The organism is Luteimonas sp. R10, from assembly GCF_045689605.1.
Classification (GTDB): Bacteria; Pseudomonadota; Gammaproteobacteria; order Xanthomonadales; family Xanthomonadaceae; genus Luteimonas.
On the sequence record NZ_CP141262.1, the window covers coordinates 2,323,700 to 2,336,396 of the forward strand.

Here is a 12,697-nt window from a genome sequence, read left to right on the forward strand (position 1 = left end):
TTCGCGGCAGTCAAAAAGGGGGCCCGGAAGCGGCCCCCCATTGCCGGCCGGCTAGGGAATGATGCAGTTGTTGCAGGTATAGATGATGCAGGTCCGATACGACTCCCGGCACTGCGCTTCCGTCCACTGCCCGTTGTTCAGGCAGGTCTGGTATTCGATCGCGCACTGGATGTGGCATTCCTCGCACCAGTTGGACGCTGCCCATGCCGTCAGGCTGAACCCGCCCGCCAGCGCGGTCGCGCAGAGGGCTGCGGTAAAGATTCGTGACTTGATGCTCATGACCTGTCTCCGTGTCGTGGCTTGGACCGCGAAACCGGGCCCGTGGCGCAACCCGTGCGCGGCGCTCCGTTAGTAGCACCGCGTTTCCCCCGAATCCGTGACCATGTCGTGAAAACCGCCGCGCGCGCGGCGTCGGTGCGCGTTTCTGTGATCTCGTTCGCTGCAGGCGACCGATCTGCAGGTGATCGACCCGGAATGCGACGGCTGGCGGCCTCGAGACGGGTTTTCGCACCCAGGCGTGAGGATGGGGTGGCTCGCCGCCCCGGTGGCTGCAGGCGCCGCCCCGAAAGCGGCGCGCGCAGGCAGGGAGCGCTGCGATGACGCCGTGCGCGGCGGCCCCGCCGGGCGTAAGCTTGCCGGAGGTGCCCGCCCGGAGTCCGCCATGCGTGCCGTCCACCTGTTCCTGCTGGCCGCGAGCCTGGCGCTGCTGCCTTCGATGCCGGCGTGGGCGCAGGCACCGGCATCGGAGCCGTCGATCCACGACGCCGCGCTCGCGCAGCGCCTGGGCGCGGACGAGCTGGGCATGCGCAGCTACGTGCTGGTGATCCTGAAGACCGGGCCCGCCCGGGTGCCCGACGGCGAGGCGCGCAAGACCATGTTCGCCGGCCACTTCGCCAACATACAGCGGCTGTCGGACGAGGGGAAGCTGGTGCTGGCCGGCCCGTTCTCCGAGGATCCGGCGGGCTGGCGCGGGCTGTTCCTGCTGGCGGTCGACGACCTCGACGAGGCCCGCCGCCTCACCGAGACCGACCCGGTCATCGTCCAGGGCGAGATGGTCGCCGAATACCACCGCTGGTACGGCTCGGCGGCCGCGGTGATGATCCCGGACATCCACGCCAGGATCACGGCGAAGGCGCCCTGAGCGCTCGCCCGTCCTGCCTGCCGTCCTTCGCCGTCAAGCGCAGGCGGCCGCGGCGGCAGATGTCGATGGCGGGGTAGATCAGCGTGCGGCCGTCGCGGAACACCAGGCGGAAATCGCGCAGGCAGCCGCCGCTGGGAAGTGCCACGGTCGTCGATCCGAGGCCGCCGCGCAACGGCGCGCCAAGCGCGACCTCCCGGTACGCATCGCTGCCCGCCGGCGCGACCGAGAGCGATATCACGCTGTCGTGCGCGGCATTGACGATGTCGAAGTGACGCTTGGGCCTGCGTTCGGCGTCGGCCGGCGTGGCGGCGACGAGCAAGGCGACGAGGACGGTGGCGCGCATCGGGTGCATGGCGGTGTCTCCAGCTGGGATAGATGCCGCCGGAGGCGTGCGCGCGCATCGCGCGTGCCGGCCGGCGCGCCCATCTGGCCGGATCGGCGTCGCTGCGGAAAGCGGTCCGGGACGAATCGTCGTGAGGCGAGGGCGAATCGTAGCGGCGCGCCACAATGCTTTTCAGCGCCTTGCGCTGCACCTACGATGGCCGCGTCCCTTCCGGCCGCCAACGATGAAAATCCGCCTCGGCACAACGGAAATCGGCCTGTTCGGCTATCTCGGCCTGTGGCTGCTGGTGGTGTTCGTGTTCGCCGCCCAGGGCGTCGTGCACGATGCGATCAACGGCCATCTGTGGCCACCGGGCGCCTATCTGCGATGGTCGATGATCCAGTGGGGCACCTGGGCGGCGCTGGCGCCGTTGGTGTTCCGCATCGCCGCGCGGCATCCGATTCAGCCCCCGCGGCGCCTACGGGCGTTGGGCACGCACCTGGTCGCGAGCGCAGGCGTGACTTTGCTGGCGCTCGTGATCGGTGCGATGGTCTCGAACGCGTTCGAGCCCAGCTCGGCCGCAGAACAGTTCCTGCAGTTCGTCAGCAAGCATGCCGCCACCGGACTGCTCACATACTGGGCACTGCTCGCGATCCAGCAGGCAATGCACTTCCTTGCCGAGAAGACGCGCCGCGAGGTCGAGGCGAGCCGGCTCGCCACCGAGCTCGCACAGTCGCGCCTGCAGGCGCTGAAGTCGCAGATGCAGCCGCATTTCCTGTTCAACACGCTGCACGCGATCGCGACCCTGCTCGACGAGGACAAGCTGTCGGCCGAGGACATGCTGCTGCGCCTGAGCGACCTGCTGCGCGCGTTCCTGGAGGACTACGACGGCCAGGAGATCAGCCTGCGCCAGGAACTGACGTTGCTCGAGCTCTACCTCGGCATCCAGCGCGTCCGCTTCAAGGATCGCCTGACGACGCGGATCTACATCGCCCCGGACACGCTCGACTGTGCGGTGCCGAGCTTGATCCTGCAGCCGATCGTCGAGAACGCGATCCGCCACGGCATCGGCCAGCGTGTCGGCGACGACTGCATCGAGATCGAGAGCCGGCGCGAAGACGACGCGCTCTGCCTGGAGGTGCGCAACCGCAACAGCTCGCTCGCGGCGGGGACCGCCGACCCGACCGGGCACGGCATCGGCCTGTCGAACACGCGGCTGCGGCTGCGGGAGCTGTATGGCGGCGCCGCCGAGGTCCGCCTCGACATGATCTGGCCCGAAGGCGTGGCCTGCCGCATCCGCGTGCCGTTCCGCGAACTCGAGGAGCCGGACGACGCGCCGGAGTTCGCCCCCGCATGAGCATCGGCGTGCTGGTCGTCGACGACGAGCCGATCGCGCGCCAGGCGATCGTGCGCCTGCTGCGCAACGACGCCGGCGTCGAGCTGCTGGGCGAGTGCGGCGACGGCGTCTCGGCCGTCGAGGCGATCCGCGGCCGGTCGCCGGACCTGGTCTTCCTCGACATCCAGATGCCGGCGATCACCGGCCTGGACGTGGTCGCCACGATCGGCGCGGCGCGCATGCCGGCGACGGTCTTCGTCACCGCGTTCGAGCAGTACGCGGTGCGGGCGTTCGAGGCGAACGCCGTGGACTACCTGGTCAAGCCGTTCAGCCGCGAGCGTTTCGCGGACACGCTGCAGCGCGCGAAGGCGCGCCTGTGCGCCTGTGGCGGCGCCGGGGAGCAGGCCACCGCTCGGATCCTGCAGGCGCTCGATGCGCTGCGCCGGCGCGACGACTACCTCGAGCGCATTCCCGTGCGCGTGGACGAGCACATCGCCTTCGTCGCCGTCGACGACATCGTCTGGATCAGGGCCAGCCGCAACACCGTGCAGATCCACCTGGCCGACCGTGTCCACGAACTGCGCGAGACCATGACCACGCTCGCCGCGCGCCTCGATCCGCGCCATTTCGCCCGGGTCCATCGTTCCGCGATCGTCAACATCCGCCGCGTCGAGGCGATCCATCCGTGGTTCAACGGCCACCACATCGTCACCATGGACACCGGCCAGCAACTGCGCATGAGCCGTTACCAGCACGAGGCGTTCCTGCGGTTGGCATCGACCCGGTCCGAGAAGTGACGAAGAACGCCCGATGGGCCGGACTGCATCACCACCGACGACATGATGCGCGCCGGCTTCCGGATCAACATCGCCGCGGTGATCCTGATCGCCGCGTTCGGGCTGCCGTGGCAGCCGGGGCAGCCGGTCGCTACGCCTTGACTGCCCGCTCCAGCCATGCCCGCCACTTCGGTTCGCTCGCCGCGGCCTTCCGCTTCGCGTCGTCGCCGTAGAGATACAGGCTGACGCTGGCATGCGTACTCTCGCCCCATCGGTAGGTGCCGATCAGCGCCACGCCGGGCCCCGGCGCGGCCAGGCGCAGGACCTGGTAACGATGCTTGGCGCTCTGCTCGATCCGTTCGATCACGCCCGACAGGCGCTCCGGTGTCTCGCGGGCCACGATCCCGTCGCCGAAATCGGCGCCGGCGGTCCCGAAGAGTTCGGTCAGTCGCCGCCAGACCTGCGACTCTGATGCATCGACGCTCTCCATCGCACCGCAGGTCGCCGCCTCCCGGCCGGCGAAATGCGCGAGGTAGACCCGCAGCACCTCGAAGAAGCCGGGCCAGCCGCCCTCGAAGCCTTCGAGCTGGTCGTCCCAGTCGTCGGACGACGCGAACAAGGAGTGGACCATGCGCATCACGCAACGATCGCCCGACCTGGCGGTAATGGTGATCTCGGTGGCGACGGGCGGCGCGCCCTCGCTCCAGTCGCGCTCGACGTAGCCGAAGCGCAACGGCGGTTCCCATGCCGTCACCTCGCCGGTGGAACTGCCCATGGCGCCGAGATCGAAATGGATCGTGCCGCCGACGTGCTCCTCGATCTCGGTCCGGGTGAACCAGGCCGAGTTGCCGGCGCCCGTCGCCATCGCCTGCCACACTTGTTCGGGTGTGCCGGGTACCAGCAGTTCCATCTCGACCCAGCGCTTTCCGCTCTTGTCCTTCTTGATCGGCATGTCTCATCCTCCTGGTTTGGTGCCGGCGGGCGCCGGATAGGCCGCCACCACGAGCCGGTGCGGCCGGCCGCCCGACGTGCGTTCATCGTGGTAGCGCGCCGCCAGCGCTGCGACGGCGTTGGTCAGGTCCTCGGTGAAAGCAGCGCGCTCGGCGGGCGACTTGAACCGGATGACCGTATCGATCGACAGGGTGGCCAGCCGCTTGTTCCCGGTTCGCGCCGTCCGCCATAGCCGGCCGACCTCGCTCACGATCCGGGCCGCCAGGGCGATGAGATAGCTGGCCGACAGGCGGTCGTTGCTGCGCGCCGGATCGGCGCCGATGCAGCCGAGCGCGGCCGGCGAGACGACGTACGAGGCGGCGGTCGCCACCACCAGCCGCTCGGTCAGGCCGCCCCACTGGCGCTCCTCGACCGGCTCGACCAGCCCGTGTTCCTCCAGCGCCCTGAGGTGGTAGTTCACCTTTTGCCGCGCGAGGCCCACCTTGCCGGCGAGCGAAGCCGCCGACGCAGGCGCCGAAAGTGCGGCCAACAGCCGCGCCTTGATCGGGTCCATCACCAGGGCGGCGGTTTGCGGGGCTTCGATGACGTGGAGGTCGCGCATGGGGGGCGTTATCGCATCTGACAAATAATTTTGTCAAGGCCCGCCCCGGCCCTGGTCCGTCCGCCTCTGGCATCGCCACCATCGCGCACGGCGACAACCGGCACGGCGGCTGCGGCCGTGTCCATACTCGCAAGAAGAGACGCACGGAACATGAAGCGGGGAGGGTGAATCCGGCACGTCCGGCGGGCACCCAGGGCGCACCTGGGGACACGGTCGATCGGAAGGAGGTTTATGGCATGGGCGGTTGGAATCGGCGGCGTGGGACGAAGCGGTTGCAGCACGGTCCCTTCCATCCTGGGATCGCTGCCGACGAAGCGACGGGGGCTGATGAGGCAGCTGCCACGGCACAAGCGGCCCTCCAGGCGGCCAACGGACCGCGTGAGCGCGTGTGTATCAGAAGCGCAGCCTCTTTCTCATACGCAGGGATTGCCGCTGAGCATCATCGGACAGCTCGGTGAGATGTGCTCGTAGCGGTGCATGAGGGCGGCGCCGCAGGACCAGTCGGGAGTTATTGCTGCATCGGCGCCGGCTGCGCGCGGCCGCTGCGGTAGGCTTCGTCGATCAGCTGCCGCAGCTTGCCGTCGGCGATCTGCGCCTGCTCCTCGATGCGCGCGCCCAGCGCTTCCATTTCCTCGCCGATGGCTTCCATCGGCTCGCTCGCGGCTTCCATCTGGCGGCCCAGGGCTTCCATCGGCTCGTGCCGCGCCTCCATCCGTTCGCCGACGGCCGCGAGCGTCGCGCCGTGCCGCTCCATTTCCTGTTGCAGGGCCTCCTGCTGGCGCGCGAGCTCCTCCTGTTCGTGTTCCATCCATCGTTGTTCGTCCGCCTGCGCCGGGTCGCGCATGCGCAGGGCCAGCGCCGCCTGCCGATCGGCCAGCGCGCCCATCTCCGTGCCCAGGGCCTCCATCTTCGCGGTGGCGGCGCGCGCCTCCGGGGACTGGAAGGCATCGGGCTCGCCGAGCGCCTGCAGGCGTGCGCCCAGCACTTCCATCCGGTCGCTGTGCGGCTTCATGCGCACCTCCAGCGCCTGCATCTGTCCGTCCAGTGCGTCGGTTTCGGCCCAGGCGTCGCGGGCGCGGGCGACGGTGTCGGCGTCGCGCACCACCCAGGCCTTGCCGTCGCGACGGAACCAGAGGAAGTCGCCGTCGATGTGGCGGCGCGCGGCGCGGATGTCGTCGATGTCGCCCGTGTCGCCGGACATCGAGAAGCCTTCGCGGTCCTTGCGCACCAGTGCATAGCTGTCACGGTGGCGACCGTCTTCGCCCGCGGCGGCCATGACCTGCATGCCCGGTTTCGCGGTGGGCGCCGGCAGGGCTTGCGCGACCGCCATGGGCATCGGTCGGGCGTTCGCGGCGATGGCCGGCATCGGCGTGGCCTGCACGGAGGCGCCCGGCGGCGGGGCCATGCGGGCCTGCGCGTAGAACGCGGCGCCGGCCACGACCAGGCCGATCAGCGGCAGCAACAGGGTGCCGCCGATCGGGCGGCGGTCGGGACGGACGAGTCGTTGGATGCGGGACATGAGTTGACCTCCGCGCGCGGCGGGCGCGTAGTGGGGCTGCGGGACGGGCGATCGCGGGCCGGCATGGCGATCGAGTTCGGACAGGGCCAGCGCCAGGCGCCTGGGTTCGCCCAGGGCCGCGGCGGCGAGATCGTCGGCGACGAGTTCGCGTTCGATACGGATGCGGTGCGACAGCCACCACACCACCGGGTGATGGAACAGCAGCGCTTCGGCCGCACCCTGTAGCAGGTTGACGACGTAGTCGTGGCGGCGGACGTGCGCCAGTTCATGCGCGATCAGGGCCTCGACCAGGTCCGCGGGCATGCGCGAGGCGATCGCCACCGGCATCAGTACCACCGGTCGCCACCATCCGGCGGTCACCGGACCGTCGCCGGTGCCCACCAGGCGCAGCGCGACCCGGCGGCCGATGCCGAGCCGCAGCGCGAGCCGGTCGACGCAAGCCTGCCAGCGGCTGCCGGCTTCGGCGTGCGCGTCGCGGCAGAGCCGGCGCACCCAGAGCAACCCGCAGGCCATGCGCAGCGACAACAGGCATACGCCCGCCGCCCACAACGCGACGATCCAGGGCTGGGCATCCATCGGTGGCGCCGGCAGTCCCCGCAGCGCATCGCCTTGCGTTGCCGGCGGCGCGACATCCATATCGCCGGCCGCCAGCGCGATGCGCACGGCCGGTGCGGCGTCCGCGCCCGTCAGCGCTTGCGCCAGGCTCCATGCAGGCAGCAGCATGCAGGCCAGTAGCGCCAGGCAGGCCACGGCATAGCGCGCCTGGGGTCTGGCATTGCGCAGCAGGATCAGCGCCAGCCAGGCCAGCAGGCCGACCAGCACGCCCTGCCAGAGGAAGTGCAGCAGCGCCAGGGCGAGCGCCGGCACCAGCATCGCCAGGGCGTCAGTCATCGCGGGTCTCCTCGAGGAAGCGTTGGATCTCTTCGCGTTCGGCGTCGCTGACGCGGCCGCCGCGCAGGGCGGCCAGCACCAGCGCCTTGCCGGATCCGGCGAAGGCCTTGTGGATCAGATCGTCGAGCAGCTTCGTCTGCAGCGAGCCCTGCGGCTGCGCGGCCGAGTACACGTGCGAGCGCTGGCGCTCGTCGCGCTTGAGCAGGCCCTTGCCATGCATGACCTGCATCAGCCGCAGCACGGTGGCATAGGCCAGGCCGGGGCGCTCGCTCCGCTGCGCCTCATGGACCTGGCGCACCGAGGAAGGGCCCAGTTTCCACAGGGTGCGCAGCAGTTCGAGTTCGGCTGGGGTGGGCTTGGGAGGGCGGGGCTTGGCCATCGTGGCGGTGGGCGCAGTATCCGGTGACGGCGCCACGGTATACCTTCTAGACCATCATGTCTAGACCTTTTTGTCTAGATAAATGCGATCGAGTTCCGGCAGGGGCTGGTGGTGGTTCCGACATCATTTCGTACAAGACGCGCTCGTCGGCACTGCGGCCGGGCAGTGCATGCAGGCCCAGCAGCAGCATGGCGGCGCCACGAACACCAGGTTGCAGCCCGCCAGCAGCGGCAGCGACTGTGCCGGGGATGGTTCTGCGGCGATCATCAGCGCGGCGGGATGATCCAGCACGGTGGTCAGCGTGTCGCGCACGGCAGTGATGACCAGCATCATCGCGATGTCGAGACCGGGATAGGCGACCAGGATGCCGGCCATGCAGGCCAGCAAGCGCGGCGCGGTCGCAGTTGCGATGGCAGCCAAAGCGCCACCACCAGGGCAGAGGGGTTCAGGCTGTCCAACAGCGCCAGTGGCAACGGGATCGGCAGCAGGCCGATGGAATGCAGGCGAGGCGGGTGTGTGCAGCGCAAGCGCGGACGAAGCGGGCGGCGAGGTGCGACTGCCTCCCTTGGGCTTCCCCCGGACCTCACGTGTCGATTCCGACCCTGCCGGATCGTCTTGATGATCGAGCCCACCCCCGATACGAGGAGAATTCGCATGCCGCTCGCCAAGCCCATCACCCCGCACCTGTGGTTCGACCGTCAGGCCCGGGAGGCGGCCGGGTTCTATTGCTCGGTCTTTCCGGACTCGCGGGTCGAGTCCGTCACCACGCTGCACGACACCCCGTCGGGCGACTGTGACGTGGTGTCCTTCAGCCTGTGCGGGCAGCCGTTCATGGCCATCAGCGCCGGGCCGCTGTTCAAGTTCACTCCCTCCGTCTCCTTCATGGTCAACTTCGACCCCTCGCGCGACCCGCAGGCGCGCGGGCACCTGGATGCGACGTGGGCGGCGCTGATCGAGGGCGGGCAGGCGCTGATGCCGCTCGACGCTTATCCCTTCAGCCCGCGCTACGGCTGGGTGCAGGACCGCTACGGCCTGTCGTGGCAGCTGATCCTGACCGACCCGGCCGGCGAGCCGCGGCCGGCCATCGTGCCTTCGCTGCTGTTCACCGGCGAGGTCTGCGGCAAGGCCGAGGAGGCGGGGGCGTTCTACCGCTCCGTCTTCGAGGGCTCCCGGGCCGGGCAACTGGTCCGCTACCCCGCCGGCATGGCCCCGGACCGGGAAGGCACGGTGATGTTCTCCGATTTCCGGCTCGACGGCACCTGGTTCGCCGCGATGGACAGCGCCCGCGGGCGAGACTTCGGCTTCAACGAGGCGATCTCCTTCATGGTCCACTGCCGCGACCAGGCCGAGATCGACCGCTACTGGGGGCAGCTCTCGGCGGTGCCGGAATCCGAGCAATGCGGCTGGTGCAAGGACCGCTTCGGGCTGTCCTGGCAGGTCACCCCGGTCGTGCTCGGCGAAGTGATGACTTCCGGCGACGAGAAGACGGTGGCGCGGGTCACGCAGGCGTTCCTCGACATGAAGAAGCTCGACGTGGCGGCGATCGAGGCGGCGGCGGGAAGGCGCTGAGATGCCGGACGGGAAAGGCGAAGTCGCGCTTTCCCTCCGTCGAGAAGCCATGCGGCAAGCCGGTCGTCCATGGGCGGCGCCGGCGCCCGAGCTTGTCGATAGGGCAAAACGTGACCGAAGTCCGCGCCTGAGTTTGCCCCGGCTCTCCACATGCCGTTAGCCTCAATGGCGGCGCTATCGCCATCACGAAGGAGAATGGAATGTCTCGTACCCGTGTTTTCGTCCTTGCCCTGGCAATGAGCGCGACTGCGTTCGGAGTCGCCATCGCGAAAGAGCCACCCGACGGTCCCGGCGGGTCCTGGATCGAGTACACCTACTACGACGCGAACGGCGTGGCGATCGGCGGCAGATGGAAGGACTGCACCGGCCACATCGCCACCTGGGGCGCCTCGAGCGGCTCGCGCACGGAAGTGACCACCGGCCCCTGTCCCGGCTAAGCACCGTGCATGGCGGAGGTCCCCCTCGGACTCCGCAGAAGCAGAAGAACAGGGGTCACCGACCCCTGTTCTGCATTGGAGTGTCGATTCAGCTTCCTGCGTGTCCAGCGAACCGCGGCCAGATTCGCAAAGATGGACACGGCGGAAAATGAACCCGAAGAACCGTTTTTCCCGAAGTGGGCGGGTTCTGCTCACATTCGGCAGCGCGCAAACGCGCATACTGCATCGGCACCACGACGCAACGTCGTGACGGCCACTCAGCCGCGCCGCACCTTCACCCCACTCTCCGCACTGAGCATCCTGCTGCCGTCCCTCGACAGCAGCCTAGGCTTCGGCCGCCGTCGACCGCCGGACGGTCTCATCTCATGCAGGAACCGGGTATGCAACTGAATTCATCTTCCATCGGCATCGTCGGCACGTCGCGCAAGCCCGACGAGCGCCGCGTCCCCCTCCATCCCGAGCATCTGTCGCGACTACCGGAAGAAGCCCGTCGCCAGCTGGTGTTCGAAACCGGCTACGGCACGCCTTTCGGTATTCCGGACGCGGATATCGCGGCGCAGTCGGGCGGCATCGCCTCGCGCGCCGAGTTGCTGACCGGTGCCGGTACGGTGGTCATCGCCAAGCCGGTGCTCGCCGACCTGCAGGAACTGCGCGAGGACGGGGTGCTGTGGGGCTACGTGCATTGCGCCCAGCGGCGTGCGATCACCCAGGCGGCAATCGACCGCAGACAGACGCTGATCGCTTTCGAGGACATGTTCATCTGGAGTCCAGACGGCCGCGTCGGGCGGCACACCTTCTACAAGAACAACGAGATGGCGGGCTATTGCGCCGTGCTGCACGCGCTGCAGCTCAAGGGCATCGATGGCCACTACGACAACCAGCGCAAGGCGATCATCTTCAGCTTCGGCGCGGTCAGCCGCGGTGCCATCTACGCGCTCAAGGCGCACGGCTTCCGTGACATCACCATCTGCATCCAGCGTTCCGACCACGAGGTGCGCGAAGAAGTGCTGGATTGCCATTACGCCCGCATCGAGCCGGGCACGGAAGGCGAGGCCCGGATGATGGTCGTCCAGCACGACGGCAGCCGCCTGCCGCTGGGCGATCTGATCGGCGAGGCGGGCATCATCATCAACGGCACCTTCCAGAACCCTGCCAGCCCGGTCGACTTCGTCACCCGGGACGAGGCCGGCTGCCTGCGGCCGGGCTGCCTGGTCATCGACGTCAGTTGCGACGAAGGCATGGGGTTCTATTTCGCCAAGCCGACCACCTTCCGCGATCCGATGTTCGAGGTCGCAGGGGTCGGCTACTACGCCGTCGACCACACGCCCAGCTACCTGTGGGAAAGCGCCTCGCGCTCCATCTCCGCGGCGCTGGTGGTGTACATGGCGACCATGGCGAAAGGCCGCTCCGGCTGGGAGAACGACCCGACCCTGTCCCGCGCCGTGAACATCGATGGCGGCGTGATCCAGAAACCTGCGATCGTGTCGTTCCAGAAGCGCGAGTCCGAATACCCGCATGCCCCCGTCGATCTGCTTGCGGCGTAAGGGCGAAGCACTGCCGGTCGCGCTTCACATGGCCTGCGTTCCGTCCTCCGCCAGCCGCCGCAGGCCGTCGGCGTACGCGGCAGGATCCAGCGGCATGAAGCCGGTGAAATGGATCCAGCTGCGCAGCCCGCCCAGGTAGCTGCGCAGGAACGGGCGCAGCTGCGGCTTGCGCGCGAACGCGTCCCGGTTGACGTACAGGTACAGCGGCCGCGACAGCGGCTGGTAGCGGCCGGCCTTGACCGTGTCCAGGGTGGGGAAGACCGGGCCCTGGCCGTTGTCGACGGCGAGCAGCTTCAGGCTGTCCCAGTGGCGGTGGTAGGCGCCGATGCCGAAGAAGCCGAGGGCATCGGGCTCGCCGGCGATGCCTTCGGCCAGCCGTTCCTCGTCCTCGCTGGCGGTGTAGTCGTGCCGGCTGCGGCGCGCGGCGCCGGTGACGCTTTCGGTGAAATGGTCGTAGGTGCCCGAGTCCTGCCCGCGCCCGAACAGCACGATCGGTCGGTCCGGCCAGTCCTTGCGCAGGTCCTGCCAACGCACGATCCGGCCCTCGGCTTCCGGCGCCCAGAGCCGTCCGAGTTCTTCGATGCTGATGTCGTGGGCCCAGCCGTTGTCCGGGTGCACGACGATGCTGACGGCGTCGGTGGCGATCGGAAGCCGCAGGTGCTCGACGCCGTTGCGCGCGCATTCCGCTTCCTCTTCGCGGTTCATCGGGCGCGAAGCGTTGGCGATGTCCGTCTCGCCGGTACAGAAGCGCCGGAAGCCGGCCGTGGTACCGGAGAAGCGCACGTCGACGGCCGCCGCACCGCGTGCGCCGCGCCGGAAGCGGCGCGCGGCCTCGCGGGTCAGCGGGTACACCGTGCTGGAACCGTCGACGAGGATGGTGTCCGCGGTGATCCGTGCCGGCGTGCCGGCCGGTTCGCCGCAAGCCGCCAGCAGCACGGCCAGGCCGCAGGCTGCAACGGCCTTCAGCGGATGCATGCGCAGGACGGCGGGTCTGTTCATTGCTTCCGCCATTCCTCTTTCAACGCCTGCCAGAACAGCTTGAGGCTGCTGATCTTGGTATCCACCGCGTTGATGTATTCGTCCAGGTGCTCCAGCACTTCGTGTTGCGCCTGGTCCTGGGTGGAGCTGCTTTCCAACTCGCGCTCCAGCGCCTCGATGGACTGGCGCAGTTCGCGGATGCGGGTCTCGGTTTCACGGCGATGGTCGGTATCCATGGCGGAAGTCTCGCTGG

General features: G+C 69.0%; 15 protein-coding genes. 6 read left to right on the top strand and 9 right to left on the bottom strand.

From position 1 onward, the window contains the following. Positions 1-51: 51 nt before the first annotated feature. A complete protein-coding gene (locus U3649_RS10055; RefSeq protein ID WP_407351198.1) occupies positions 52-279 on the bottom strand; it encodes a hypothetical protein in 228 nt (75 codons plus the stop codon). 382 nt (positions 280-661) lie between these two features. Here U3649_RS10055 and U3649_RS10060 point away from each other — a divergent pair, with 382 nt between their 5' ends. Beyond that, the gene (locus U3649_RS10060; RefSeq protein ID WP_407351199.1) at positions 662-1,141 is read left to right on the top strand and encodes a YciI family protein; all 480 of its coding nucleotides are present in this window, start codon (positions 662-664) and stop codon (positions 1,139-1,141) included. Here U3649_RS10060 and U3649_RS10065 read toward each other — a convergent pair. Further along, positions 1,122-1,484 carry a hypothetical protein gene (locus U3649_RS10065; RefSeq protein ID WP_407351200.1) on the bottom strand — a complete coding sequence of 121 codons (363 nt, stop codon included), beginning with the start codon at positions 1,482-1,484 and terminating at the stop codon, positions 1,122-1,124. The genes U3649_RS10060 and U3649_RS10065 overlap by 20 nt on opposite strands. 223 nt (positions 1,485-1,707) lie before the next feature. On the opposite strand from U3649_RS10065, the gene U3649_RS10070 reads away from it, so the two are divergent. Both U3649_RS10070 and U3649_RS10075 read left to right on the top strand, forming a co-directional pair. Beyond that, a complete protein-coding gene (locus U3649_RS10070; protein WP_407351201.1) occupies positions 1,708-2,820 on the top strand; it encodes a sensor histidine kinase in 1,113 nt (370 codons plus the stop codon). Further along, complete coding sequence (locus U3649_RS10075) at positions 2,817-3,596, top strand: LytR/AlgR family response regulator transcription factor (protein WP_407351202.1); 780 nt, start codon at positions 2,817-2,819, stop codon at positions 3,594-3,596. Before U3649_RS10070 ends, U3649_RS10075 begins: the two co-directional genes overlap by 4 nt. 130 nt (positions 3,597-3,726) lie before the next feature. Here the strand turns inward: U3649_RS10075 and U3649_RS10080 are convergent, their stop codons facing one another. The 5 genes from U3649_RS10080 to U3649_RS10100 all read right to left on the bottom strand — a co-directional run bounded on the left by U3649_RS10080 (position 3,727) and on the right by U3649_RS10100 (position 8,291). Beyond that, positions 3,727-4,527 (bottom strand): SRPBCC family protein, encoded by an 801-nt coding sequence (locus U3649_RS10080; RefSeq protein ID WP_407351203.1) that lies wholly within the window; start codon positions 4,525-4,527, stop codon positions 3,727-3,729. A 3-nt stretch (positions 4,528-4,530) separates the two neighbouring features. Then, positions 4,531-5,127 (bottom strand): helix-turn-helix domain-containing protein, encoded by a 597-nt coding sequence (locus tag U3649_RS10085; protein WP_407351204.1) that lies wholly within the window; start codon positions 5,125-5,127, stop codon positions 4,531-4,533. Between the two features lie 508 nt (positions 5,128-5,635). Beyond that, positions 5,636-7,537, bottom strand: a complete 1,902-nt coding sequence (locus U3649_RS10090; RefSeq protein WP_407351205.1) for a M56 family metallopeptidase — start codon at positions 7,535-7,537, stop codon at positions 5,636-5,638. After that, positions 7,530-7,916: a BlaI/MecI/CopY family transcriptional regulator gene (locus tag U3649_RS10095; protein ID WP_407351206.1), complete on the bottom strand. Its 387-nt coding sequence runs from the start codon at positions 7,914-7,916 to the stop codon at positions 7,530-7,532. The genes U3649_RS10090 and U3649_RS10095 overlap by 8 nt, the downstream gene beginning before the upstream one ends. 123 nt (positions 7,917-8,039) lie before the next feature. Beyond that, a complete protein-coding gene (locus U3649_RS10100; protein WP_407351207.1) occupies positions 8,040-8,291 on the bottom strand; it encodes a hypothetical protein in 252 nt (83 codons plus the stop codon). Between the two features lie 279 nt (positions 8,292-8,570). On the opposite strand from U3649_RS10100, the gene U3649_RS10105 reads away from it, so the two are divergent. From U3649_RS10105 to U3649_RS10115, 3 genes are all read left to right on the top strand, one after another. Beyond that, the gene (locus tag U3649_RS10105; RefSeq protein WP_407351208.1) at positions 8,571-9,485 is read left to right on the top strand and encodes a VOC family protein; all 915 of its coding nucleotides are present in this window, start codon (positions 8,571-8,573) and stop codon (positions 9,483-9,485) included. 200 nt (positions 9,486-9,685) lie between these two features. Then, a complete protein-coding gene (locus U3649_RS10110) occupies positions 9,686-9,922 on the top strand; it encodes a DUF6289 family protein (protein ID WP_407351209.1) in 237 nt (78 codons plus the stop codon). A 380-nt stretch (positions 9,923-10,302) separates the two neighbouring features. Beyond that, a complete protein-coding gene (locus tag U3649_RS10115; RefSeq protein ID WP_407351210.1) occupies positions 10,303-11,466 on the top strand; it encodes a N(5)-(carboxyethyl)ornithine synthase in 1,164 nt (387 codons plus the stop codon). 24 nt (positions 11,467-11,490) lie between these two features. Here the strand turns inward: U3649_RS10115 and U3649_RS10120 are convergent, their stop codons facing one another. Together U3649_RS10120 and U3649_RS10125 are read right to left on the bottom strand one after the other, a co-directional pair. Beyond that, complete coding sequence (locus U3649_RS10120; RefSeq protein ID WP_407351211.1) at positions 11,491-12,465, bottom strand: PstS family phosphate ABC transporter substrate-binding protein; 975 nt, start codon at positions 12,463-12,465, stop codon at positions 11,491-11,493. Continuing rightward, a complete protein-coding gene (locus U3649_RS10125; protein ID WP_407351212.1) occupies positions 12,462-12,680 on the bottom strand; it encodes a hypothetical protein in 219 nt (72 codons plus the stop codon). The genes U3649_RS10120 and U3649_RS10125 overlap by 4 nt, the downstream gene beginning before the upstream one ends. Between the last annotated feature and the right edge of the window lie 17 nt (positions 12,681-12,697).